This is a genomic window from Thiosulfativibrio zosterae, from assembly GCF_011398155.1.
Classification (GTDB): domain Bacteria; phylum Pseudomonadota; class Gammaproteobacteria; order Thiomicrospirales; family Thiomicrospiraceae; genus Thiosulfativibrio; species Thiosulfativibrio zosterae.
On the sequence record NZ_AP021888.1, the window covers coordinates 222,088 to 246,668 of the forward strand.

20 protein-coding genes are annotated in these 24,581 nt (G+C 45.5%); 8 read left to right on the forward strand and 12 right to left on the reverse strand.

What is annotated here, in order from left to right:
• Positions 1-45: 45 nt before the first annotated feature.
• From kdsB to gmk, 4 genes are read right to left on the reverse strand one after another with little or no spacing between them, the layout of a single operon-like run.
• Positions 46-792: a 3-deoxy-manno-octulosonate cytidylyltransferase gene (kdsB, locus tag THMIRH_RS00830; protein WP_173289831.1), complete on the reverse strand. Its 747-nt coding sequence runs from the start codon at positions 790-792 to the stop codon at positions 46-48.
• 9 nt (positions 793-801) lie between these two features.
• Positions 802-1,887, reverse strand: a complete 1,086-nt coding sequence (locus THMIRH_RS00835; RefSeq protein ID WP_173289833.1) for an iron-containing alcohol dehydrogenase family protein — start codon at positions 1,885-1,887, stop codon at positions 802-804.
• A 9-nt stretch (positions 1,888-1,896) separates the two neighbouring features.
• Positions 1,897-3,081, reverse strand: coding sequence for a DegT/DnrJ/EryC1/StrS family aminotransferase (locus THMIRH_RS00840; protein WP_173289835.1), 1,185 nt, complete (start codon positions 3,079-3,081; stop codon positions 1,897-1,899).
• 18 nt (positions 3,082-3,099) lie between these two features.
• Positions 3,100-3,723 (reverse strand): guanylate kinase, encoded by a 624-nt coding sequence (gene gmk / locus THMIRH_RS00845; protein ID WP_173289837.1) that lies wholly within the window; start codon positions 3,721-3,723, stop codon positions 3,100-3,102.
• Between the two features lie 98 nt (positions 3,724-3,821).
• On the opposite strand from gmk, the gene aroK reads away from it, so the two are divergent.
• From aroK to THMIRH_RS00860, 3 genes are all read left to right on the forward strand, one after another.
• Positions 3,822-4,346 (forward strand): shikimate kinase AroK, encoded by a 525-nt coding sequence (gene aroK / locus THMIRH_RS00850; protein ID WP_173289839.1) that lies wholly within the window; start codon positions 3,822-3,824, stop codon positions 4,344-4,346.
• A gap of 30 nt (positions 4,347-4,376) precedes the next feature.
• A complete protein-coding gene (gene aroB / locus THMIRH_RS00855) occupies positions 4,377-5,468 on the forward strand; it encodes a 3-dehydroquinate synthase (RefSeq protein ID WP_173289841.1) in 1,092 nt (363 codons plus the stop codon).
• Positions 5,469-5,542: 74 nt separating this feature from the next.
• Positions 5,543-6,448 carry a D-hexose-6-phosphate mutarotase gene (locus tag THMIRH_RS00860; protein ID WP_173289843.1) on the forward strand — a complete coding sequence of 302 codons (906 nt, stop codon included), beginning with the start codon at positions 5,543-5,545 and terminating at the stop codon, positions 6,446-6,448.
• Positions 6,449-7,058: 610 nt separating this feature from the next.
• Here THMIRH_RS00860 and THMIRH_RS00865 read toward each other — a convergent pair.
• From THMIRH_RS00865 to hisC, 3 genes are all read right to left on the reverse strand, one after another.
• Positions 7,059-7,553 carry a hypothetical protein gene (locus THMIRH_RS00865; protein ID WP_173289845.1) on the reverse strand — a complete coding sequence of 165 codons (495 nt, stop codon included), beginning with the start codon at positions 7,551-7,553 and terminating at the stop codon, positions 7,059-7,061.
• Positions 7,554-10,211, reverse strand: coding sequence for a sensor domain-containing diguanylate cyclase (locus tag THMIRH_RS00870; RefSeq protein ID WP_173289847.1), 2,658 nt, complete (start codon positions 10,209-10,211; stop codon positions 7,554-7,556).
• A 144-nt stretch (positions 10,212-10,355) separates the two neighbouring features.
• The gene (hisC, locus tag THMIRH_RS00875; RefSeq protein WP_173289849.1) at positions 10,356-11,420 is read right to left on the reverse strand and encodes a histidinol-phosphate transaminase; all 1,065 of its coding nucleotides are present in this window, start codon (positions 11,418-11,420) and stop codon (positions 10,356-10,358) included.
• Between the two features lie 185 nt (positions 11,421-11,605).
• Between hisC and THMIRH_RS00880 the strand changes: the two genes are divergently transcribed.
• From THMIRH_RS00880 to THMIRH_RS00895, 4 genes are all read left to right on the forward strand, one after another.
• A complete protein-coding gene (locus THMIRH_RS00880; protein ID WP_173289851.1) occupies positions 11,606-12,544 on the forward strand; it encodes a DnaJ C-terminal domain-containing protein in 939 nt (312 codons plus the stop codon).
• Positions 12,545-12,728: 184 nt separating this feature from the next.
• A complete protein-coding gene (locus THMIRH_RS00885) occupies positions 12,729-13,550 on the forward strand; it encodes an HDOD domain-containing protein (RefSeq protein WP_173289853.1) in 822 nt (273 codons plus the stop codon).
• Positions 13,551-13,614: 64 nt separating this feature from the next.
• Positions 13,615-15,906: a methyl-accepting chemotaxis protein gene (locus tag THMIRH_RS00890; protein WP_173289855.1), complete on the forward strand. Its 2,292-nt coding sequence runs from the start codon at positions 13,615-13,617 to the stop codon at positions 15,904-15,906.
• A 3-nt stretch (positions 15,907-15,909) separates the two neighbouring features.
• A complete protein-coding gene (locus tag THMIRH_RS00895) occupies positions 15,910-16,269 on the forward strand; it encodes a response regulator (RefSeq protein ID WP_173289857.1) in 360 nt (119 codons plus the stop codon).
• A gap of 776 nt (positions 16,270-17,045) precedes the next feature.
• On the opposite strand, the gene THMIRH_RS00900 is transcribed toward THMIRH_RS00895, so the two are convergent.
• The 5 genes from THMIRH_RS00900 to THMIRH_RS00920 all read right to left on the reverse strand — a co-directional run bounded on the left by THMIRH_RS00900 (position 17,046) and on the right by THMIRH_RS00920 (position 23,122).
• The gene (locus THMIRH_RS00900; RefSeq protein WP_173289859.1) at positions 17,046-18,083 is read right to left on the reverse strand and encodes a hypothetical protein; all 1,038 of its coding nucleotides are present in this window, start codon (positions 18,081-18,083) and stop codon (positions 17,046-17,048) included.
• A gap of 72 nt (positions 18,084-18,155) precedes the next feature.
• On the reverse strand, positions 18,156-18,494 hold the full coding sequence (locus tag THMIRH_RS00905; protein ID WP_173289861.1) for a HopJ type III effector protein: 339 nt from the start codon (positions 18,492-18,494) through the stop codon (positions 18,156-18,158).
• A 31-nt stretch (positions 18,495-18,525) separates the two neighbouring features.
• A complete protein-coding gene (locus THMIRH_RS00910) occupies positions 18,526-19,839 on the reverse strand; it encodes a response regulator (RefSeq protein ID WP_173289863.1) in 1,314 nt (437 codons plus the stop codon).
• 31 nt (positions 19,840-19,870) lie between these two features.
• Entirely contained in the window at positions 19,871-20,416 is a 546-nt protein-coding gene (locus THMIRH_RS00915; RefSeq protein WP_173289865.1) for a heme NO-binding domain-containing protein, read from the reverse strand.
• Between the two features lie 24 nt (positions 20,417-20,440).
• A complete protein-coding gene (locus THMIRH_RS00920; RefSeq protein ID WP_173289866.1) occupies positions 20,441-23,122 on the reverse strand; it encodes a methyl-accepting chemotaxis protein in 2,682 nt (893 codons plus the stop codon).
• Between the two features lie 176 nt (positions 23,123-23,298).
• Here THMIRH_RS00920 and THMIRH_RS00925 point away from each other — a divergent pair, with 176 nt between their 5' ends.
• Complete coding sequence (locus tag THMIRH_RS00925; protein ID WP_173289868.1) at positions 23,299-24,402, forward strand: TRAP transporter substrate-binding protein; 1,104 nt, start codon at positions 23,299-23,301, stop codon at positions 24,400-24,402.
• The last annotated feature ends 179 nt before the right edge of the window (positions 24,403-24,581 follow it).

The window sequence follows — 24,581 nt, forward strand, 5'->3', positions numbered from 1 at the left end:
GAAAAAAGGGCTTTTCAAAGCCCTTTTAAATCATCTTGGTTTTGTTTAATGACCCGCCAATAATAAGGCTTCCATCATCTCTAGGTCACCGGGAACATCCACTTCGGGAGAATCCCATTGACTCAGAACAACCTTAATAGGCATACCATTTTCTAAGGCGCGCAATTGCTCAAGCTTTTCTATGTTTTCTAAACGACTCACTGGCAAAGCATTAAAGGCATCCACAAAACGCTTGGTATAGGCATAAACGCCCAAGTGTTTAAAGGAATCATGATCCCAATAATCTCGGCCATGCGGAATGGTTGCGCGCGAAAAATACAATGCCATGCCATTCACATCAGTGACTAATTTCACATCTTTGGGGCTGGTGATTTCGGCTTCGTTGACAATTTTAAAAGACAAGGTAGACATTTCAAACTGCCCACGATAATCATCTGCTTTAAAAGGCGAAATCACCGCTTCAATCGAACCTGGATGGATTAGGGGTTGGTCGCCTTGCACATTGATAATCAAATCGTCATCGGCTAAACCCAAAGCGCGCGCGGCATGGGCAATGCGGTCGGTGCCAGATTCCGCTTCGGGTGGTGTCATGACCACTTGGCCACCAAAGGTTTCAACCACTTCACGAATACGCTCATCGTCGGTGGCGACATACACACCATCCAAACCTTCGGCTTTGGCAACGCGCTCAAACACATGTTGAATCATCGGCTTGCCGGCAATCAGTTTCAGTGGCTTGCCGGGTAGGCGTGATGAGCCGTAACGCGCAGGAATGAATACAATTGTTTTCATGTTTAACCCTTACATACGAGAGAACAAGCCGCGCAGAAGTTCTGGCGTGACTTTTTCTTTCCAAGAAGGACCGTAAACATTGTCCCAAAGCGGCGCAAGACCTTGTGAAGTACGAATCATTTTTTCCATTTGTGCTTCAGTGACATCTTTCATGATGTTTTTGGGTAAATCGATATTATGTTTTGCAACCATTTTACGGAAAGTCGCTACGCCTTCTGGGTAGAAATCTTCCAACACATTAAAGGCGATACAGTTACCAATACCGTGATGGTAGCCCAAAACATAAGACAAACCATAAGACAGCGCATGACACGCCCCCACTTGGCTATAGGCAATAGACTGACCGCCCATGTAAGAAGCCATCATCAATTTTTCGTCTGATTCTGGATGGTCTTCTAGGAAGACTTGATGGCAAAGCGCCATGGATTTTTCACCAAAGGCACGGGCAAATTCGTTGATATAAGTGCCTTCAAGCGCTTCCACATTGTGGATGTAACAATCCATACCTGTGTAGAACCATTGGTTTTTAGGAACGCCAGCAATTAAATCTGGGTCCATAATGATTTGGTCAAATACCGTGTAGTCTGAGTTCATGCCCAATTTTTTATCTGGTCCGGTTAAAACCGTGGTGCGAGAAGCCTCAGCACCTGTACCAGAAATGGTGGGAATGCCGACATGATGCACGGCTGGATTTTTGATTAAATCCCAGCCTTGGTAAGAGGCCGCGCCGCCTGGATTGTTGAGTAATAAAGCAACCGCTTTGCCGATGTCTAACGATGAACCTCCGCCAAGCCCGATCACGGAAACTGGGTCTTTACCATTTTTATGTGCTTTGGCATAGGCTTGAACTTGTTCGGTCAGCGCATCAACATATTTGGTTTTTGGCTCGTCGGTGACATCTAGCCAAATCAGCATATCGCCGTCTTGCTGAGGAATGCGCCCTGCGAGCGGTTTGTCTTTATGGATTTCATCGACCAAGAAAACCACATAGTCATCTGCGCTTTTGCGCTCAACCATTAAAACATCGTCCAACTGGTCAAATGCGCCACGGCCAAAAATCATTTTAGGGACGGTTTTAAAATTACGGTGCTTCATGAGGTTTCCTTACTTAAAAATTTTGGCAAACGCATCTAGGCGCTTTTGAATGTCGGCATCTGTCCATGATAACTGAACCAGCATCGAAAAGGTGCGGCTCATAATGTCATCAGACTTGGGCGTTTTGACTTGTGTGTAATCTGGGCGGTCGGCAATTAGCTCAATCGGTAACTTGGCTGGGCCTTTCATTTCTTGGATGTGTTTCCAGTTTTTGAAGTAATGCCAGTTATTGCCATACCAATAAAACACCGCAGGAATACCTTCTGCACCCAATTGTTTGACCACGTCACGAGCGCGTTCTTCTGATGGCATAATCAAACTTAAAAAACTAGCGTTATCGCCGGCTTCATCTGGAATGTCACGGAATTTGATTTCAGAGAACTGTTTTAAGAAGTCCTTCAGCGCTTTTTTATTGCGGCGCTGAATCTCCAAAATACGATCCAGTTTTTTCCATTGCGCCACACCCACGGCGGCATTCATTTCAGAGATGCGATAGTTGCTGCCCATAATCGGATGGGTTTCGGCACCGCGGTCTGAGCCAATATGGTCGTGGCCGTGGTCTGAATATTGGTGGGCATTATTGTAAATGTTGGTGTCGTTGGTTAAAACCGCGCCGCCTTCACCACAAGAAATGGTTTTGACCGAGTCAAACGAGAAGGTGCCAACTTGCCCCAGCGTGCCTAAGTATTCGCCTTTGTAAGTTGCGCCTGTTGCTTGGCAAGCGTCTTCAAGTAATACCAAATTGTGTTTTTTACAGACCGCTCTGACGGCATCCATGTGTCCGCCATAGCCACACATATGAACATAATTGACTGCACGGGTGCGTGGGGTAATGGCAGCTTCAATCCCTTCGGCAGACAAACATAGGGTTTCGTCAATTTCGGCAAAAATTGGAATGGCACCTGCCAAAACAATCGCTTCTACCGAGGCCACAAAGGTAAAAGGGGGCACAATCACTTCATCACCCGCGCCTATGCCGGCTGCGGCAAACGCAGTTGAAAGAGCCGTTGTTCCGCTGGACACCAAGTGGGCGTGTTTGACTTTAATGGTGTCGCAAATCATGCTTTCCAGTTCGCGCGATTTCCAAACGCCATTACGCATGCCGTCAAAGTTGTAGCGAAAGGTAAAGCCTTTTTCCATGACTTCGTTGACTTGAAGTCTTTCTTGTTCATCAAATAGTTCAAAACCGGGCATGAGTGCGTCCTAAATAAATTAAAGTTGTGTAGGGTCTAAAAGCGATTGTATGAGGCTGCGATGGTTGTCTTTTTGGACGCAAGTTCTCAAACGATTCGCGGTAAAAATGCTGTGGAGCTGATTAAGCGCCGTTTCAAAATGGTTGTTAATCACAACATAATCAAATTCAATATAGTGACTCATTTCACTGATGGCGGCACTCATGCGGCGCGCAATGACTTCTTCAGAGTCGGTGCCTCGCCCCGTTAAACGGCGCTCTAGTTCACTCAAAGAAGGTGGCAAAATAAAGATGCTAATGGCTTCTGGGATGAGTTTGCGCACCAGTTCTGCCCCTTGCCAGTCGATTTCGAGAATGACATCTTTGCCATCACTTAATAAGTTTTCAACCGCTGCTTTCGAGGTGCCATAAAAATTATCAAACACTTGCGCACATTCTAAAAACTCCCCTTGGTGTTCCAAGGTTTGAAATTCGGCGACGGATACAAAATGATAATTTACCCCTTCTTGCTCTCCTGGGCGGCAAGCACGGGTGGTGGTGGACACGGAAACTTTAATCGTGCTGTCTTTCTCCAGCAGTTTGCTGACCAAGGATGTTTTGCCTGCTCCCGAGGCCGCGGAGATAATATAGAGTGACCCTCGCATGGCGAACTCCCCTTTAAGTTTGAGTTAATCTTGTTATTTTAACAAAGGTCACTAAGACTTTGATGTGAAATTTCGATCACTTCCGCTACAATAGCGCTATGCATAAAGAAAGTATCTTTTTAATTGGCCCCATGGGGGCTGGTAAATCTACGGTAGGCCGAATATTAGCGGACAAACTCAACTATCAATTTGTGGATAGTGACCATGAGATTGAAGCGAAAACCGGTGCCACCATTCCAATGATCTTTGACATAGAAGGCGAGTCAGGTTTTCGTGCGCGTGAAGCGCAGGTGATAGACGAACTCACGCAACGCCCAGAAACGGTTTTGGCGACCGGCGGTGGGGCGATTATTATGGAAGACAATCGTAAGCATTTGCGTTCCCGAGGGTTTGTGGTGTATTTAAAATCGCCGGTTGAAGCCTTGGTGCAGCGCACCGCGCATGACCGTAATCGCCCCTTGTTGCAAACAGCTGATCCAGAAGCCGTTTTGCGTCGTTTGCTGACCGAACGCGAACCTTTTTATACCGAAGTGGCCGACCTGATTATCGAAACCGAACAGGTTTCGGTGCATCGTGTGGTGCGCCAAATTCTGGACGCACTTGAGCGCGAAGACATTATTTAATTCCATCCATTTAAGAACTAAGGAACTGTTGTGAAGACACTGACCGTTGATTTGGGCGATAGAAGTTATCCCATTTTTATAGGACAAGGTTTGTTAAACCAAGCCGAGCTGGTGAAGCCTTATGTTAAGGGTTCGCAGGTTTTAATCGTGTCGAACACCACAGTCGCCCCTTTGTATATGGCGCAAGCCAAACAAGCCTTTGCGGGGTTTGATGTGCAAGAAGTCATCTTGCCAGACGGTGAAGAATACAAAAACCTTGAAACCTTAGATATGATTTTTGCCGCCGCACTGAAGCATCGCTTTGATCGTAAGTGTACCTTTGTGGCTTTGGGCGGTGGTGTCATCGGTGATATGACTGGCTTTGCGGCAGCGGCTTATCAACGCGGCGTGAACTTTATTCAAATGCCCACCACGCTGTTGGCGCAAGTGGACTCATCGGTTGGTGGCAAAACGGGCGTTAATCATCCATTGGGCAAAAACATGATTGGTGCGTTTCACCAACCACAATGTGTCGTTATCGACACCCTAACGCTCAATACCTTGGCAGACCGTGAGTTGTCGGCTGGTTTGGCAGAAGTGATTAAATATGGCTTGATTCAAGATGCGCCTTTCTTTGCTTGGTTAGAGCAAAATCTACCAGGCCTGGTTAAAAAACAGCCAGATTTGATTGTAGAAGCGATTGAACGCTCTTGCCAGTGTAAAGCCGATGTGGTCGCCAGTGATGAAAAAGAATCTGGGGTTCGCGCCCATTTGAATTTGGGTCATACTTTTGGCCACGCGATTGAAGCGGGCATGGGATATGGCAATTGGTTACACGGCGAAGGCGTGAGTGCAGGCACCATGCAAGCGGTGTATTTGTCGCGATTACTGGGGGATTTAACCCAAGCCGATCAAGACCGTATTCAGGCGATTTTTGAACAAGCCAACTTGCCGGTGTTGCCCCCCTCACAAAGCGCATTGCCCAATCAAACCTATTTGGATTTAATGGCTGGCGATAAAAAATCGCAAGCGGGCAAAATTCGATTTGTTTTATTAAAAGCCATCGGCCAAGCCTATGTGACGGGTGACTATCCCGCGGAGCTGCTCACCCAAACCCTCAATGAGTGGCGCGCCACTGCTTAACATTTTTTGAAGGCCTTTCTTGTAAAGGCCTTTTTTATACAACAACTCAAATCGCAAACTGCTTAGGAGGCAAAATGCCCAGTGAATTAGCCAAACAATTTAATGCCAAAACGGTCACTTTTAAACTGCAAGAAAACCTCACCATGATTGAAGTGGACAATGCTTTTGCCACCGCCAAAATCACCACACAAGGTGGCAGTGTGTTGAGCTATATTCCTAAGAGCAACAATGGCTCGGGTGCGGATATTTTATGGGTCAGTGAAACGGCGGTTTACGATGGTAAAAAGCCAGTGCGCGGTGGCGTGCCCGTGTGTTGGCCGTGGTTTGGTGGGCACCCAGCCGACAAAACCGCGCCCGCCCATGGGTTTGTGCGCGCGGCACTTTGGCAAGTGAGTCAGGTGGCAGATTTGGCAAATGGTGCCACCGAAGTGACCTTGAGCTTTAAGCCTTCTGAAAAAACCTTGGCACTTTGGCCGTTTGAATTTCATTTAGAACTCAAAATCGAAATCGGTGAAAAGTTAGTCATGTCGATGACCACTTCAAACTTAAGCGACAAGCCTATGGAAATCACCGAAGCTTTGCACACTTATTTTACGGTGGCTGATGCGCGTGACTTGGTGATTGGTGGTTTAGAAGGCTCAGTGCATTTAGATAAACTGAGCAATGCCGCCGCTGAAACACAAACTGACACGGTGGTGTTGCGCCCACCGATGGATTCGGTGTATTTAAATCACACGGCGACAGCGGTGATGGAAGATGCGGGTAATCAGCGTCAAATTTTGGTCGAAAAATCCAATGCCAGTTCTTGTGTGGTTTGGAATCCAGGGCCAGAAACAGTCAAAGGCTTTGCCGATATTCGCGATGAAGATTGGCCGACTTTTGCTTGCGTAGAAGCGGGTAATGTCTTGGATAATGCCATTCAGATTCCAGCCGGTGCAAAGCATACCTTTGTGATGAAGCTGTCTAGTCGCACGGTTTAATTTTTAAAGTTTGTTATCCATGCGAAAGCCCTGCTAGGTTTGTCCTAGTGGGGCTTTTTTTTGGGCGACTGAATTTGAAAGGCAATAAAGCAGGCTAAAAGCATTGCAAAGTAAAAGGGGCGAAGGCTTTAGCCTTCTTGTTAAATTAGGGTTCTCTAAGGTAGGCTAAAGCCTGCGCCCCGAAGGGATTGCGGAAAAAAGGGGGGAGGGCATCAGCCTTCTTGTTAAATGAGGTTTATGTATGGCAGGCTAAAGCCTGCGCCCCGAAGGGATTGCAGAAAAAATGGGGCGAAGGCTTCAGCCTTCTTGTTAAATTAGGGTTCTCTAAGGCAGGCTAAAGCCTGCGCCCCGAAGGGATTGCGGAAAAAAGGGGGAGGGCTTTAGCCTTCTTGTTAAATGCGTTTTATCTAAGGCAGGCTAAAGCCTGCGCCCCGAAGGGATTGCGGAAAAAAAGGGGGAGAGCTTCAGCCTTCTTGTTAAATTAGGGTTTTCTAAGGCAGGCTAAAGCCTGCGCCCCGAAGGGATTGCGGAAAAAACGGGGCGAAGGCTTTAGCCTTCTGTTTTTAAGCCCATTAACCTCGGCTTTGAATGTTTGTCAGAAAAGACAAAGTTAATCAGAAAAACGCGTGGGGTTTCCGAGATGTTGCATGGCATTGTCGAGTTCGCGTTTTAGGTAAAAACCGTAATAGTCGTAACTACCCGATAACAAGGGCGGCACGATTTGTTCGCCATGTCCATCGACAAACACCAATGCGGGTAAGCTGGTGACATTAAACAGCCCTTGAAACTCTTTGGCTTCGAGCGGCTCGTTATAAAAATCAATCAGCGTTTTGGGTACATTGACTTCAATTTCCCTAAACAACACCTTGCCGTCAAATACTCCGCTGAGCAGGTTGGGATAAAGGGCTTCTTCTTTAAGGTTTTCGGTGGATTTTAAGCCTTTAAAATCTAACAAAATGGCAATGGGAATATTTTTTTGGAGGGCTTCTTGACCATCTAAATAGAGGTTTTCTGCAAGAGGCATGTCTTCGGCCGCCATGAGTTGGGGGCTAGTCAGCAACCCACTGAATAAAACGGCTAAACCCAGCGGTAAAAAAGTCTTCAATTAGGTTTCCTCTGGATGAGCGAATAGGCTGACGACGCGGTTTCTACCCTGTTCTTTGGCTTGATAAAGGGCTTGGTCAGCACGCTCTACAGTGGGTGTTAGGGTTTCAAGTTTTTGCGTTAAGGTGACCCCAAAACTGGAGGTTACGCTTTCAACACAGTTATATTTGATATTGGCAATTATCTCTCGCAGGGTTTCTGCCAATTGTGTGGCTTGCTCGGGGTGAGAAACTTCAGACAAGATAATAAACTCTTCACCACCCCAGCGGATTAAAACATCCGAACCCCTCAGGCGTTCGCCTACCTGTTTACTCAGGGTTTTGAGCACTTCGTCTCCGCAATTGTGTCCAAAGTTATCGTTTACATTTTTGAAGTGGTCAATGTCAAACAAGATAAGGGCTAGTTGGCGGCCTTTTGCGGTGGCGCCTTGCGATAAGAGGGAGAAGTGGTGGTCAATAAAGTTGCGGTTATACAGCCCGGTTAAGGGGTCATGTTGCGATTGGTATCTGAGTTCATCGAGCTCTTTGATGCTGTTGGTAATGTCGGTTAATACAATAATATTACGCAAATCATCAAAGGGGTTGGTATGAACATTAAATGCATGAATTTGCAATGTTTTTGGGTTTTTGATAAGCACTTTGCGTTGTGACAAAGGCAGTTTACTGATGATGTTTGACCAAAGTTCGCCCTCGGGCACTTTTTCTAGGCTGAAGAATTTGGGGTTTGGCAAAAAGAATTCGCACACACATTGATGCTTTAGTAAAAAGTGGTTAAGGTCGTTATATTGGAAAAACTCATAAAAGCTATTGTTGGCAAACGACATGGTTGCGCCATTGGTGAGAATAACAATATTGTCTTGCAAGTCTATGATTTTTTGAAGGTTTTCTTGCGCCAGTTTTTCTTGGGTGCGGTTTTGAATGATGCCGTCTAAATGGCAACTGTCGTTTTCATCTAGGATGCGTTGGGTATTTTCGTGCACCCAAATAATGTCACCCTTATCATTGTGCATACGATATTCAATGTCGAGTTTAACGCCATGGTTTAGGGTGTTTTCTAGGGCTTTTAAATAGGCCAGGCGATCGGATTTGTGAATGAGGCGATTAAGACTTTTATCTTGGTTGTATTTGAATTGTTTAGGGGTGAACCCCAAGTTTTCTTGAACAGCATCGTTGATATATTCCACCGTTCTTTCAATGTTACATTCCGCGCGATAAATAATTTCTGGGACATTTTTCAGTAAGGTTTCATAAGAAAGGCGAGCCTTTTCGAGCTCGCTTTCAAACATTTTTAATTCAGTGATGTCTAAAAGCATCCCTAAAACATGACAAACTAATCCATCACGATCTTTTTCAATGCTTAGGGTGTGTCTAACGGTGCGGATGATGCCGTTGCTACGGACGATGCGGTGTTCTATTGAAAAGTCATGTCCCCTCTGAATGGCGCGTTGGTAAACCTCTTTAACCATTAAACGGTCTTTCGGGTGAATAAACTCCATTAAAAGCTCTAAGGTGGGGAAGATATCGCTGCTAGAACAGTCGAGTAGGTGGTAAAGTTCGTCACTCCATTGCATTTGATTGGTATTGATATCAAGCTGCCAAGAGCCGAGAGAGCTGATGGTTTCAATACGGTTGTGTATGGTTTTTTCAACTTCTAACGCGCGTTTTTGATTATCAATGTGGCGGTAAACCAGCAGGGCAAACCCAACAAATAACAAAATGGCTAAAATGGTTAAAGACAGTTTTTGGTAAAGCGTGGCTAGGTCCTCATGCTCGCGGGCACTTAAGATATAAGCCACGGGTTCATGAGTAACCGCATTGCTGATGCTGATGCCTTTAATAATGTAAAACTTGCTTTTTATTTTTTGAAGCGCAACAAAGTCGTTGCCGTCTAGGGTGTGTTCTTTAAGATACTCATCCATTAATTGGTTAATCAGTTCGCGGTTGCGGGGTTTAATACTGGCTTCATGAAAATATTCGTTGTTAAATTGGGCTGTTTGATAGTTTTTTTGTTCGGATTTAAAAACCTTGTTTTCTACAACGCTCCGTTTAATAATGAAGTCATTATCAAATGCTAGGTTTTTTTGCATTTCTTTTAGAATAATCGCAATAGAAACCGAAGTTTCTACACTGCCTAAATAGTCTTTACCATCAAATAAGGGATAAACAAAACGATAGCCGTTATAAATGCGCCCTTCTTCAAACCCTTCGATTTTTTCGTGAGTGCGATTGACATATTCAACAGTTTTGCGCACGCCGGTTAAGTCATCCCCAAACACTTCTGGGCGGTGAAAACGCAGAAAACTCTGGTTATTGGGCAGATGAAAATGCAATTGTTTGAGCTGAAAATGGTTCATGGTTTGATACATGTCCAGCAGGTTGTGGTACAGACTATTGCGAATTTTGGCTTGGGTTTCTAGGTCGGCATCTTTGGCGTTTTTGAACAGATTGATGACTTCTGGTCGATTGATGCGGTTGATATAGAGAATTTCTGACTGGTATTCAAAAGAGTCCACCACGGATTGGTAGGTGTTGAGTACGAGTTCTTTTTCTGAATCCAAATGGGATAAAACGCGTGACTGATAAGAATTGATGCTAAAGGCAATCAACACACCGGTGATGCTGAGGTAAATGAATAGGTACTTTAGCGTTTGTTTGAACATCTCTTAGAGTCTTGGCGTCTTGATGGATATAGGTTTCACTATACTAGGAAAAATTTATTTGGAAAACAAATAAATTGATTTTATGTGGTATTGAAGTTTTTAAGCGACCCTTTGAAAAAGTCGCTTAGGTTAGAGCGTTAAAGATTAAACCGTTGGCAGAATTTTTGCCAAGGCATCCAGTAAGGCTTGCATTTCGGCGTCTGTGCCGATGGTAATGCGCAGGTGTTGGTTGATTCTGGGTTTGTTAAAGTAGCGCACCACGATGGCGTGTTCTCTAAGCGCCTGAAAAATGGCGGCGGCATCTTTATCTGGATGTTTGGCAAACACAAAGTTGGCGGCAGAAGCCACCACCTCAAACCCCAAGGCTTCTAAGCCTTCGGTGGTGGTTTTGCGGGTATCGATGATGGCTTGGCAAGTTTTGTTAAAGTAATCTTTGTCTTGCAGCGCCGCCACCCCACCTTTAATGGCAAGCAAATCCATAGGGTAAGAGTTAAAACTGTTTTTAACGCGCTCCAGCGCTTCAATTAACACCGGGTGACCAACCGCACAACCCACGCGCAGTCCTGCCAGCGAACGAGATTTTGAAAAACTTTGCGTCACCAGTAGGTTGTCATATTTATTGACCAATTTAATAGCGGTTTCGCCGCCAAAATCGATATAAGCCTCGTCAACCACCACCACAGAACCGGTGTTTTTCTTTAAGAGTTTCTCAATATCTTTGAGCGCTAAAAGTTTGCCAGTGGGGGCATTTGGGTTAGGGAAAATAATGCCGCCGTTGGGTCTAATGAAATCTTCAACATCAATCGAAAAATCGGCGCGCAGAGGAATCATCTCCTGGTTAATGCCATACAGCTTGCAATAAGTTGGGTAAAAACTATAAGAAATGTCTGGGTACAATAAAGGTTTGCTATGCTTTAACAAGCCTTGAAAAGCGTGCGCCAATACTTCGTCTGAACCATTGCCCACAAAAACCTGATTGACTTCTACGCCATAATACTCCGCAATGGCTTGTTTGAGCTCTAGCGCATTGGGGTCTGGGTAGAGTTTTAAGCGCTCGCCATTGGCTGCAGCGATGGCTTGAAGCACTTTGGGCGACGGCGCGTAAGGGTTCTCATTGGTATTGAGTTTAATGAGGTTATCCACCTTGGGTTGTTCGCCTGGAACATAAGGGGTTAGGTTTTTAACTAAATCACTCCAAAAACGGCTCATGATAAGGTTCATCTCAATTATAGGTTTTAAAGCGCATATTTTAACGCCAAATTTAACCAGGCCTGGTTAAATTTGAGCGAAATTTAGAGGTTTTTAATCAGTTTTCAGGCTTGAAAAAAGCAACTTCATCCCCATGAATAGGCTAATTAAACATTTTGTTGTCCAATTAGGGCTTAAAGGAAATTATGCAGTATCAAGATTATTATGAAACGCTCGGTGTTAGCCGTAATGCAGATGAGACCGAAATTAAAAAAGCTTATCGCAAGTTGGCTGGCAAATATCATCCCGACAAAAAAACGGGCGATGAAGCGAAGTTTAAACAAATCAACGAAGCCTATGAGGTATTGAGCGACCCAGAAAAACGCAGTATGTTTGATCGTTTGGGTCGCAATTATCAAAATGGCCAAAACTTTCAACCGCCACCAGATTTTGAATCGATGTTTGGTGGACATGGTGGTTCTCAAGGATTTGGTGGCGCGGGTTTTAGTGACTTTTTTGAGTCGATGTTTGGCGGTCAAGCAGGTGGTTTTGGTGGACAAGGCGGCGGTCGTGGATTTGCTCGCAAAGGCGACGACCAGGTGGTTAAAGTGCTCATTACCTTAGAAGAAGCGGTGATGGGCGGGCAAAAAACCCTTAACCTACAAGTACCAGCGGCTGGCTCGCAAGGCCGTGTGCACATGGAACCCAAACAAATTAAAGTTAAAATTCCAGCGGGTGTTAAGCAGGGCGCGCGCATTCGCTTAAGCGGACAGGGTGCGCCCGGTTATGGCGGCGGGCCTAAGGGCGATTTGTTTTTAGAGATGGATTTGCAAGCGCATCCGCTTTATAAAGTGGATGAAACCGATGTGATTCTTAATCTGCCATTAACGCCCTGGGAAGCGGCTTTGGGGACGAAAGTAGAAGTGCCTACGCTCAAAGGCAAGGTAAACCTCGCCATCGCTCCGGGCACACAATCTGGCGCCAAGTTGCGTATCAAGGGGCGAGGTTTGGGTAAAGAAGGCGAAGCGGGCAATCAATATGTGGTGGTTCAAATCATGACACCCCCTGCAACCAGTGATGCCGACAAAGCCTTTTACGAGCAAATGGCGCAAGCCCTGCCTTTTAATCCTCGCACACATTTCTAAAATCTTATCTGAATCTCCTCTATTGCGGTGGCGTTGAATCTTTTAATGCCACTGCAGTCTTGTTTTAAATCAATCAATCGCATAAAACACTGCGGTTTTCATGGCTATCTTGGTCTTAGAGGATGCCTTTGCCAATCCTCGGTGGTACAATTTCAGGTCATTAAGTGCAATTTTAGGAAACTTTATGCAACTCAAGGAACAACTCGTTGGTGCAAGAGCCATTATTGGGCAAACTGGCATGATTTCTATGCCTAAAGAAGTGATTGAATTGCAACGCTTGTTCATGAAGTACGAAGTGCCTAACTTTGCCGATGTGTCTAATATTATTGGTCAAAATGTGGTGCTGGCGGGTGAGGTGGTGCAAACCGCTAATTTGCCGTCTGTTAAAGGACGCTACCCCAAAGAAATTTTAAGTATTAAAGATGCGGTGGATGTGTTGGGCGTGTCGCGCCTTAAGAACTTGGTGAAAGCCATCGGCTTAAAACTAACGGTTGCGACAGCGGGGTTGGATATTTTAATCAAACACAGTTTAAGTGTTGCCACGGTTTCGGCGGTGATTGCCCAACAAACCAAGTTGATTTCAACTGATGAGGCTTATCTGCTAGGGCTTTTTCACAATGTCGGTGCAATCGTGATGGCAAAGTATGATGCCGCCTATCTGACCCATTTTCAAAAAAGCTTATCTGCCCCTATTTCCAGTATGCCCATCGAAATCGAACGCTATAAAGCCTCGCATGGCGTGGTTGGCCTGTTAGTTGCCGAGAATTGGGGGCTGGAAGATGTCTTTAAAAAAGTCATTATTATGCATCACGAAAGTGACTTAGCGGTGATGCGCAATGTCGAAGTTCGCAAGCTGGTGGCGGTGATTCAATTAGCCAACACCATCGTTGCCGAAAAAGTTTTTCAAGTCTATATGACCCCAGAGTTACAAACGATGGCCGCACAATGCGTTGCCAATTTAGAGCTCAACGAGGACCAGATTAACGAAATTTGGCGTGCGGTCTAGTTAATTTGCCCTTAATTGGGCGATTCCTTTTTAATAACCTGTCAATTCATCCAACGGAGGATACATGACGATTCAGAATAGAGTGTGGCTAATGATTGCTGTGGCCCTAGTGGGCTTATTGGCATTGAGTGCGTTTTCGTTGCATTCACTACGCGACAATATGTTGCAGGAAAAACAGTTACAGTTAACCAAATTAGCGGACACTTTATTCAGTCAGTTGGCTATTTATGAACAAAAAGTGAAAGATGGACAGCTTTCTCAGGCAGAGGCGCAACAACAAGCCGCAGCGTTTATCAAAACCGTGCGTTATGGGCAAGGTGACTATTTTTGGATTAATGACCGTCAACCAAAAATGATTATGCACCCGACTAACCCTAAACTAGATGGTAAGGACTTGTCACAAAACAAAGACAAGGCGGGCAACTATTTGTTTGTGGACATGGTGAAAGCCGTTAAAGCCAATCCTAAAGAGGGCGGGTTTGTGCATTATTACTGGCCAAAACCCAATAGTGATGCGGCGGTTGAAAAACTGTCTTATGTGCGCGAGTTTGCGCCTTGGGGTTGGATTATTGGCACCGGTATTTACATTGATGATATTGATGCCCAATTTGCGCAAAAATTAAAAAGCGAAGTCAGTGTGATTGGCTTGATTTTATTGTTGGTGATTGGCATGGGTTGGTTGTTGATTCGTTCGTTAAAACAAGCGATAACCAGCTTAAGTCAGCAAGTGAGCCAGGTGTCGAAGGACATGCATTTTTCGGCACGCTTTGAACCCCGCAAAGATGAGCTCAATAAGGTTGGGCAAAGCCTAAATGGTTTGTTAGGTGATTTGGAAACCTCAATCAATGAAGCCAATCATGTGGTGAGTGCCATAGCCGATGGGGATTTTAATCAGCGGATGCAAGCGGACTATGTCGGCGATTTAGCAACCCTGAAAAACGGCGTGAATGGTTCCGCCGAAGCCGTGGCTTTTAGCATGAATGAATTGGCAAAAGTCATGCAGGCACTGTATCAAGGTGATTTTTCGGCCAGAATGGATGAAAAAGTCCCTGGAGAATTCCGCAACCTCGTACAAAATGCCATGACGGTGCTGGATTCCGTGATCGGTGAAATCAATCAAGCCATGCAACAAATGAATCAAGGCGACTTTAGTGGCCGAGTACGAGTTGAAGCCAGAGGCAGCTTGGCGGAACTGAAAACGCGCATTAACGATTCCATGGAAAATATGGCGCACACGGTGGATGTCATTAGCCAGGTGGTGACGGCGCAAGCGGCTGGCGACCTAACCCAGTCTTTAACCGGTGATGCCTTTAAAGGGCAGTTAAAAGATTTACAAAACGCCATCAATGAGTCGGCGGCTAAAATCAAATCGGTGGTGACCGTCGCTATTGAATCGGCTGAAGTGGTTAGGGGCGCGGCTCAAGAAGTGTCGCAGGGCTCTATGAATTTAAGCGAGCGCGTGCAAGAGCAAGCCGCAGCACTCGAGCAAACCTCATCAGCTATGCATCAAATGAACAGCCAAGTACAAAGCAGCAACGAAAATGCACTGCACGCCACTCAAGTGAGCCAGCAGGTACAAGAGAAGGCGCATGAAGGGGTGGCAGTTATGCAACAAACCATCAATGCCATGCAGATGATTCAAGATTCTAGTCATCAGATTTCTGACATAGTCACTCTGATTGACAGTATCGCCTTCCAGACCAATTTATTGGCGCTGAACGCTGCGGTAGAAGCCGCCAGAGCTGGAGAACATGGTCGCGGATTTGCGGTGGTGGCCAGTGAAGTGCGTAACTTGGCACAAAAATCGGCAGATGCCGCCAAAGACATTAAACGCTTGATTGACCAAACGGTAGACAGGGTTAATCAAGGTTCGCGTTTGGCTTCTGAGTCGGGTGAGGTGTTAGAAGTGATTAATCAATCGGTACAAACCGTTACTGAAATGATCAGTCAAATTGCCACCGCTTCTGCGGAGCAAGCGGATGGTGTGCGCCAAGTGCATCATGCCATCACTCAAATAGATGGTGCGACACAACAAAATGCGGCGTTGGTTGAAGAAACCAGCGCTGCTTCTGAAAGCTTGAGTGAGCAAGCCAGTTTATTACAAAAAGAAATGGCGTTTTTCCGTACGGGCATGACGGCAGGGCGAAATGTTGCGCGCACTCAGGTGGCGCAATCGGTTTCGAGCAAGCCTGCGCTAAAACCAGCCGCTAAAGCCACCACTAAGCCTGCTGCAAAACCAGCATCACACGCTAAGCCAAGTTCAAGCAGCTTTGCCAGCCTAGGCCTGGTTAAAAAGAGTGTGCCCAATGCTGCCATCGCAAAGCCGAACGCATCTGACGAATGGAGTGATTTTTAAAGCATGAAAAAATTAAATATTTTATTGGTGGATGATAATGCCATTATGCAGCTCATCCAAAGCACGCTGGTCAAAGGCTATGGTCACGATGTGACTACAGCCGGCAGCGGCGAGGAAGCCATGCAAATGCTTGCTAATCAAGCATTTGATTTGGTGTTGATGGATTGTCAGATGCCCGGAATGGATGGGATGCAAACAACACAAAAGTTGCGTCAGCAAGGTAATCGTACGCCCATTATTGCCTTAACCGGTAATGATACTCATGAAGATAGAGCGGCTTGCCAAGCCTCGGGAATGGATGGTTTTTTAGCCAAGCCGATGGAAAAACCGGCTTTTGAAAGAGAAGTGGCTAGGTTTATTTAAGACAAGAACGCTTTCAACAAAATCATCAGAAGGCTAAAGCCTTCGCGCCTTTATATGCCTCTACTTGGGGCGCAGGCTTTAGCCTGCTTTCAACTTAAATCAAAAAAATTTTTCGATTCTTTTATTAAGGTCGCTTTTTGGATTTGTATGTTTTAACAGGAACTTGTTCTTAGCGCCCTTGTCACTTTTTGGCTCGCCCAAAAAGTAACCAAAAAGTCGACCCTATCATCATTTCTATGCTCCTAAAACTCAGGACTGGAAAGTGGCGAACTCGCTTCGCTCAAACAGCGCCACTTTTATCCCAGTCCTTTCGTTAAGGGGCATCACGAAATGATTCAAAGGGGAGCTTTAGGCATTCTGACAAAGCAGTTTGCTCCAACAGAAGAAAACCCAATCCCCCTTGAAGACAATTCGTAAGCCCTCTTAGTGAAGGCGCCAGATAAAGAGCTGCGCATGTTTGAGCGAAGCGAGTTCGCAGCTGTCTGGCGACAAGCTTAGAGGGCTAGAATTGGATGAGTGGGGTCGCCTTTTTTGGTGACTTTTTTGGCGAAGCAAAAAAGTTACATGGGCGCGGGGCACAAAACATAATTCAAAAATGCAAATTGCAAAAGCGACCTTAAAATAAAGGTCTGAAATGATTGGAATGGTAAAGCCGATAAAATCAAGAAGGCTAAAGCCTTCGCCCCTTTATTATGCTTTACTTGGGGCGCAGGCTTTAGCCTGCTGTGTAGGTTAGGTTCAAAACCCAAAATTTGAAATTAAAGGTAAAGGCGCATTTAACGCAGTAAGCTGCTCACAGAATGTTCGGTTTCGCGGCGGTTGATGGTTAATTCGGTAGCGCCACTGTCAAAACATACCCATTGATTGGATTTCACTTGAGTGGCGTTGATTACCTCTTCAACCGTTAAATAAATGTCTAAACTTTCGTCTGCTTCATCAACCACCAGTTTTAACACATCGCCATCTATGATGCCTTGATTGATATAGTCTTCAAAGGCCGCTTCATAAAAAACAAAACTCTGCACCAATTGGCCATTCATTTTGATGCTTTTTGCGGTGCGCAGCGCCACCATCAAGGGGGTGTTTTCGTGGGTAAATAAACCGGATTTCACCATGATTTTATCCACATCTGTCCAGCTCCAGCCTTCGGGTAATTGCTCAAAGTGGTGTTCTTTTAACTCGGCACGATATTTTTCGGACAACATTTTAGCCGCTGAAACCAATTCATCATGTTCAGACTCTATGGCAAGACTGGCAGCATCGATATAATTATTACCTAAATAGAGTGCGATATCTTCATCGGCAATTTTAATCAGCCAAACCGTGTCATTGGCATTGGATGGTGGTTTGTTAAAGGATTGTATAATCGGTTCGGTCAAGGCTAGTTGTTGGGCTTGTTCAAGCATTTGATGCACTTTAGCGGTGGGCAGATGAATGTTTTCGTCGATTAACAATTCTTGTAAATAGTGCGCGAGATTGGCGAGGTGCTTGTTGTCTAAAGCCGTTTTGGAGCATTTAGGGGTTGGGCTTGGTTCGCTAGCGGCTATTTCCGCCAGTTCCTCTTCATCCGCAGCCTGAACCTCATACCAACTTTTGGCTTTAAACTCTGGGTGGGTGTCTTGAAATCTTAAACAGCTTGCATAGTCACCTAAAGCAGGGGTATTTGGGGATTGAGAGGCGAGATGTTCGTTATAAAATGCCAATACCAATGCTTGCGCTTCAGTTTCATCAAAGACGATGTCGGTATCTGCAACTTGGTCTGGGGTGTCTTGAAAAAACACCTCTATCAAAGCGCTGGTATTGTTTTGGGGCATGATGGATTCAAGTCACTTTTGGGTTAAAAGCATATTTTTAAAGTATAACAAAATAAATTCAGCAAGGGAATCTTAGCGTGCTTGTAACGCTGCGCCACTGAACTGAACACCGGACCAACCTGTCTTCATAAAGTTACGAATATTGCCATGGTCATCGCCATTGGGATTGAGCAACACATCTTGGGTGTAAAACTGCCCAAACGCATTTAAGGTGGCTTGTTCACTGAGTTGATGCATTTGCGCAAAGGCAAAAATCTTGCAAGAACCATTATTGGTATTGGCGGCATTCAATTGTTCACCATTATGAAATTCTGTTGGGGTAAAGGTGTAATGATTTTCGATGGTTGCGATGACTTGCGCAAACTCTACGGGGTGTTGGTTAAGCTGTTCGATCAGTTCAATGGGTGTCATGGTGTGTTGCTCTTGCTAAATTAGGTTGGGTTTAAAGGGCTCTGTCTAACCAGACTTGTATGATTTTTTGGATTTTATTCGGCTCAAAGGGTTTGGTCATAAAGTCATTCATGCCACTTTCAAAAGCGGCCTTGCGGTCTTCTTCGGAGGTGTTGGCGGTTAAGGCGATGGTTGGGGTTTTATTGTTCATGTGTCTTAGGCGGCGCGTGGTTTCAAAGCCATCCATGACAGGCATTTGGCAATCCATAAAAATCAAATCAAAGGTTTGTGACTCAACCACTTTGAGTGCCTCAAAACCACTGTCTACACAGACCACCGTGTGCCCAAATTTTTCGAGTATGCGACTGCCAATTTGGCGATTGATGAGGTTGTCGTCTACCAATAAAATTTGTGCTTTGGCGGCCACTTCAAATTTGCTAGATTGTTTTTCGTTAGGCAAGTTCAGGGGCTCGGCTATTCGATAGGGTAGGCTCGCCCAAAAGCAAGAGCCTTGTCCGGGTTGGCTTTGCACCCCAACCGCACCACCCATCAGTTCGATGAGCTTTTTGGTAATGACCAACCCTAATCCTGTGCCACCAAAGCGGCGACTGGTTGAGGCATCGACTTGCGAGAAATCTTGAAAGAGCTTTTGTTGTCCGGCTTCTGAAATACCTATGCCGGTATCGATCACCTCAAACACAATCTGAGTGTCTTTAAGTAAGACTTTTACCGTCACAGAGCCTGATTCGGTGAACTTGATGGCATTACTGATGAAATTATTGAGCACTTGGCTGAGTCGTAAAGGATCTGTGGCTATCCACTCAGAGACTTCTGGGGCAATTTGCGTGCTGAAAGTGAGATTTTTTTGCTGGCAAATGGGTTTAAAGGTTTCGGTCATGTGGCGCAGTTTGACAGCCAGATTAATCGGCACGCATTCAATTTGCATTTGCCCCGCATCGATTTTAGAGAAGTCTAAGATGTCGTTGATAATTTGCAGCAGTAACTCAGAAGAATGATGGGCAATGGAGACCAAGTGGTGGCATTCTTCAGATAGGGTTTCAGACTCTAAGAGTTTGAGTGCACCGATAACGCCATTAATGGGGGTGCGAATTTCATGGCTCATGGTGGCTACAAATTCGGATTTGGCTTTGCTCAATGCCAGCGCTTTATTGCGCTCATTTTCAAGTTCCGCCGTGCGTTCAGCCACTTTTTGTTCTAGATCGTCTGCCAATTTTTGCAACTCAAGGTTGCTTTGGTAAAGCTCTAGCGATTTATTTTCCAGCAGTTTTTCGGCTTGTTTACGCGCATTGCGCTCGCGTAAAAAGCGTTTTTCAAAAGGGTTGCTGGCTTGGGCGGTTTCTGTCACGCGATTTTCCTAAGCGGCTGCAGAGTCAACATCAGTCTTGTTTAACCAATTCAAAAACCACTTTGGTGAGGTTTTCTGCAGATTGGTCGATCATGGTCACGGCAATATTTTCGCCGTAATGGGTCGCGGAGCCTTTAATCAAACCATAAGCCAAGGCTGAAAAGGGGCGTTTAGAGGTATAGGTTAAGTGCATCACATTAGGTTGGGGAAAGGTGGCGCTAAAGGTGGGCAGTTCTGCTTCTGGGTAGAGTTTTTTCACTTCGACATGCACACGATTTTCTATGGTGTCTAAAAACTCAAAGCAAGTGTTCACGCCTTCAAAGAACACGGGATAGGCTTCATAAAAACGCCCCAACAAATGTTCGCCAAAAACCTGCACTAGGGCTTCAACTGAGATGCCCGTTTTTTGACTGAGTAGCGTCACTAGGGTTAACAGCTCATGGTGGTCGTAAGTGCCTACGGTGGTGTAAGCGCCGCCCGATGGTAGGTCAGCTTCATCAATAATATCGTCGGCCATTTCAAAGCCAAACTTGTCTTCAACCAGTTCTAGAAATTCAGAAAATACAATCCCTTTCATAAAGTGTCCTTCGGCATGATTGGCTTATTTGAGTTGTTTTTGCGTGATAAAAGTCGCCACGCTGTCTTGGAGTTTTTTGGCTTGCACATCCACATTATCCGCATGCGAGGCAAGGTTTTCAACCAGCGTGGCATTCTGCTGAGTTGATTGGTCCATTTCTGTCATGGATAAATTTACCTGCGAAATCCCCGTGGCTTGTTCAGCGCTGGAGTGGCTGATGTCATTAACTATGTCATTGACCTGCTGAATGGCTTGATTGATGTCATTGAGCGATTGACTTGATTGATTCACCAAACGCGTGCCCTGTTGAATTTGTTGCCCAGCATTGCCAATTAAGGTTTTGATTTGATTGGCCGCTTCGGCGGAGCGGCCAGCTAGGTTACGCACTTCGGCAGCCACCACGGCAAATCCACGACCCGCCTCACCTGCACGAGCGGCTTCAACCGCAGCATTTAAAGCGAGCAGGTTGGTTTGAAAGGCTACGCTGTCTATCAGGCCAATAATGTCATTAATTTGATTGCTGGCGGTTTCAATGCCTTTCATGGCATCGATGGTTTGTTGCATAACCTCAACGCCTTTTTGGGTGACACCGCGCGCATTGGTTGAGAGTTGGGCTGCGCGCAAGGCGTGCTCGGAGTTACCTCTAACAGAAGCGGTCATTTGCTCCATCGCCGCGGCGGTTTGTTCAAGGGCGGCGGCTTGTTGCTGGGTGCGTCCATTTAAGTCTTGGCTGCTATTAGAAATTTCATTGGCACCGTGCGTCACCGTATTGGCCGCATGACGCACCCCTTCAATCATTTGATTGAGGTGTTCAATAGAATGGTTGATGGCTTGTTGTAATTCGTGTAATTCGCCTTCGTGTTTGCCTTTGGCAAGTTGCGTCAAATCGCCTTTGGCGAGCGCCTTGGCGGAGTCGGTGATTTCATCAACCGCAGATTGAATTTCAGTGAGCGAAAGGTTGACCGAGTTTTTCAAACGCGCCATGTCGCCTTTTAAATCTCCTTCGACTCGATGCGAGAAGTTACCTTTGGCGGCATATTCCATGGCATCGGTAATGGTGAGGATGGCTTTTTCCATTTGGGTCATGGCAAAGTCAACTTGGGATTTTAATTCGCCTTGAATACTGGCATCTAATCTGACTGAAAAATGCCCTTCAGAGATGCCTTGCATCACTTCTGAAAGCGCATTCATGGTTTTTTCAACACTGTCGGCAGACGCATTCACAAAGGTTTTCAGCTGGTCTAAATCTCCATGTAAATCGGCCGTGATGCGCTCTTTGAATTCGCCTTTGGCGATGGCGCCCATCACTTTTTCAATGTCATTAAAAGAGGCTTCAAGGTTTTGCATCAGCGCATTCAGTGCTGTTCCCGCTTGTTGCATTTCAAAACTATCGTTGCTGTGGGAAGCGTGTCTGAGTTTAAAGTCACTGCTTTGATGAACATGATGCAGCGTGTCCACTAAACGGTGAATGGGTTGTGCGATACTGCGTGCCAAATAAGCCGCAATTAAACTGATGAGAAGGATCGACAGCAATCCAATGCTGAAGGCTAAATTCAGTAGGTGGTTGGAGGAGGCAAAGGCTTCTGCATTTTGCATTTCTGCCAAAATGGCCCACTGAGTTCCTTTGATGTTGATGGGTGCATACGCAGTTAGGGTGGGTGTTTGCGTATAGGACTCGGAATCGGTAATGCCGGTTTGATTGTTGAGCGCTAAATCGACCGCAGGATGTTGCATTTTATGATTGGCTGGGTCTGCAAAAGCCGCTTCGATATTAAAGCGTTCGGGCATTTTTTGGGCATTGGTTCTGAGGAGTTTGTCTTGTCCAACCAAGAAAGTTTCACCGGTGCTGCCCATGCCTGAACGGTCAAATAGAATATCGTTAATGGCATCATGGTTAATTTCAATGATCAAAATCCCCAGTGTTTTGCCTTCGTAAACCACGGGCGTACTGACAAACGCCACTGGCAATCCTTGGGTGGCGGCATAGCTGGAAAAGTCGGTGAAATGGGTTTCACCTTGCTTTAAAGATTTGCTGGCTTGGTAAGCACGCGCCAAACCGGTTTGGTCATAGGGCGCTTGATTCAGATTAATGCCAAAGTCAGCAGATTTATTGACCGAATAGAGCACATCGTGGCTATTTACATCCACCAGATAGAGGTCTAAGAAGTGCGCGTTTTCAATGAATTTGTGTACCACCGGTTGCATTGAAGTGTGAATGGCATGGTAGGCGGTTGCGCTTTTGGCTTTATTGAGTTTCCAGCGGTTTTTCAAATCATTGGGGTTGTTGAGTAAATAATCGGTTTGCATCATCACGGCAGTGGGGGAGAGTTGTGCCACATAATTGGGCATGCTTTGCAAAACTTGCGGATGATTTTTTTGATAAAACTGGGTTAAGGCTTGTTTGTAGCTGGGGAGTTGGTCGGCGTTTTTGTCAGCTAGGGCGGTGTAGGTTTTGACTTGAGTTGGCAAATAAAACATGGCTTGTAAAACCACTTGGGTATCTGCCAGGGTAACCACTTGGGCATCTATGGTTTGAAAATAACGCTCGATGGTTTTTTTCTTTAAATCTCTCACGGACTCAAGTTGTTGATGTGCTAAGGATTTTAATCCACTGTCGGCCGTATTCACCGAGATAATACCAAACACCAGCAAGGGTAAAATGCCTAGGGTTAAAAAACTGATAATGAGTTTGGGGGTGAGTTTCATCAAAACCCTCCTATGCTAAAGCCTGAGTAATTAGGCGCGAAAACGACCTGATTAGCCTGTTATTCTAAACATAATGCGCTTAAATACATAATAAAAAATGAATTGCCCAGCATAACCTAGAGTGAGGGGTAATTTGCGTTTATAATTCAACGACTCTAAATGCTTAAGGAGCAATCATGAACAGAAGAGATTTTATTGGTGCGCTGGCTGGCGCAACCGCAGCAACGGCTATGACTGCTTGTGGTCAAAAAGAAGAAGCCACCACCACTGCCCCTGCTCAGCCACAACAAACTTTTGAATGGAAAATGGTCACGACTTGGCCTAAGAATTTCCCAGGCTTGGGCACCGGCGCTAACAATGTTGCACGCCTAATTGAAGAAATGTCGGGCGGGCGCATTAAGGTTAAGGTGTATGGCGCGGGCGAATTGGTCGGTGCTTTTGAAGTGTTTGATGCCGTGTCGCAGGGTAATGCTCAACTCGGTCATGCGGGTGCTTATTATTGGAAAGGCAAAATTCCTTCAGCACCTTTTTTCTCGTCGGTGCCTTTTGGCTTAACGGCGACCGAAATGAATGCTTGGCTATATTATGGCGATGGCTTGACCCTGTGGGAAGAAGCCTATAAACCTTTTGGTTTAATACCCAATCCTGCGGGCAATTCTGGAACCCAAATGGGCGGTTGGTTTAATAAAGAAATTAATAGCATGGATGACTTGAAAGGTTTGAAAATGCGTATGCCAGGCTTGGGTGGTGAAGTTTTAAAACGAGCTGGTGGTTTACCGGTCACGCTACCGGGTGGCGAAATTTTCCCATCTTTGCAGTCGGGCGCTTTGGATGCCACAGAATGGGTTGGACCTTATAATGATTTGGCATTTGGCTTGTATAAAGCGGCCAAGTATTATTACACACCCGGTTGGCATGAGCCAGGCACCACGATGGAATGTATGATTAACGAAAAAGCCTTTAATGAATTACCGGCAGATTTGCAAAGTATCGTGCGTAACGCCATGAAGGTGGCTAATTTAGAAATGTTGTCTGAATATACCGCGCATAATCAACAGGCGTTAAAAACCTTAATTGAAAAACACGGTGTGGTGTTGAAACATTTCCCCGATGAAGTGTTGCGTGAGCTAAAGCGTTTGTCGCTAGAAGTGGTCGAAGAAGCGGCTAAGTCGGATGCCTTGTCTGGCAAAGTTTGGGCATCGCAGAAAACCTTTATGGCGCAAGTGAGTAAATGGACAGAAGTGTCTGAACAAGCATTTGTGGCATCACGCGCACTTTAAGCTGCCGTACCTTTAAGTCTATACACCTTAAAAAGCCCCCAAATTTAACCAGGCCTGGTCAAATTTGGGGGCTTTTTGCATTTAAGTGTTAGCTAATATCAAATTGACTTATCTTAGATAAAAACCTTTTGGTTTCGCTTTGTGAGGTTGCGAGTAAACTTGCTGAACGATTATCTAAA

What these genes read in the sequence shown, in the direction of transcription:
- kdsB (WP_173289831.1), bottom strand. Translation starts at nt 792, where the DNA reads ATGAAAACAATTGTATTCATTCCTGCGCGTTACGGCTCATCACGCCTA.
- THMIRH_RS00835 (WP_173289833.1), bottom strand. Translation starts at nt 1,887, where the DNA reads ATGAAGCACCGTAATTTTAAAACCGTCCCTAAAATGATTTTTGGCCGT.
- THMIRH_RS00840 (WP_173289835.1), bottom strand. Translation starts at nt 3,081, where the DNA reads ATGCCCGGTTTTGAACTATTTGATGAACAAGAAAGACTTCAAGTCAAC.
- gmk (WP_173289837.1), bottom strand. Translation starts at nt 3,723, where the DNA reads ATGCGAGGGTCACTCTATATTATCTCCGCGGCCTCGGGAGCAGGCAAA.
- aroK (WP_173289839.1), top strand. Translation starts at nt 3,822, where the DNA reads ATGCATAAAGAAAGTATCTTTTTAATTGGCCCCATGGGGGCTGGTAAA.
- THMIRH_RS00860 (WP_173289843.1), top strand. Translation starts at nt 5,543, where the DNA reads ATGCCCAGTGAATTAGCCAAACAATTTAATGCCAAAACGGTCACTTTT.
- THMIRH_RS00870 (WP_173289847.1), bottom strand. Translation starts at nt 10,211, where the DNA reads ATGTTCAAACAAACGCTAAAGTACCTATTCATTTACCTCAGCATCACC.
- hisC (WP_173289849.1), bottom strand. Translation starts at nt 11,420, where the DNA reads ATGAGCCGTTTTTGGAGTGATTTAGTTAAAAACCTAACCCCTTATGTT.
- THMIRH_RS00880 (WP_173289851.1), top strand. Translation starts at nt 11,606, where the DNA reads ATGCAGTATCAAGATTATTATGAAACGCTCGGTGTTAGCCGTAATGCA.
- THMIRH_RS00885 (WP_173289853.1), top strand. Translation starts at nt 12,729, where the DNA reads ATGCAACTCAAGGAACAACTCGTTGGTGCAAGAGCCATTATTGGGCAA.
- THMIRH_RS00890 (WP_173289855.1), top strand. Translation starts at nt 13,615, where the DNA reads ATGACGATTCAGAATAGAGTGTGGCTAATGATTGCTGTGGCCCTAGTG.
- THMIRH_RS00895 (WP_173289857.1), top strand. Translation starts at nt 15,910, where the DNA reads ATGAAAAAATTAAATATTTTATTGGTGGATGATAATGCCATTATGCAG.
- THMIRH_RS00900 (WP_173289859.1), bottom strand. Translation starts at nt 18,083, where the DNA reads ATGCCCCAAAACAATACCAGCGCTTTGATAGAGGTGTTTTTTCAAGAC.
- THMIRH_RS00905 (WP_173289861.1), bottom strand. Translation starts at nt 18,494, where the DNA reads ATGACACCCATTGAACTGATCGAACAGCTTAACCAACACCCCGTAGAG.
- THMIRH_RS00915 (WP_173289865.1), bottom strand. Translation starts at nt 20,416, where the DNA reads ATGAAAGGGATTGTATTTTCTGAATTTCTAGAACTGGTTGAAGACAAG.
- THMIRH_RS00920 (WP_173289866.1), bottom strand. Translation starts at nt 23,122, where the DNA reads ATGAAACTCACCCCCAAACTCATTATCAGTTTTTTAACCCTAGGCATT.
- THMIRH_RS00925 (WP_173289868.1), top strand. Translation starts at nt 23,299, where the DNA reads ATGAACAGAAGAGATTTTATTGGTGCGCTGGCTGGCGCAACCGCAGCA.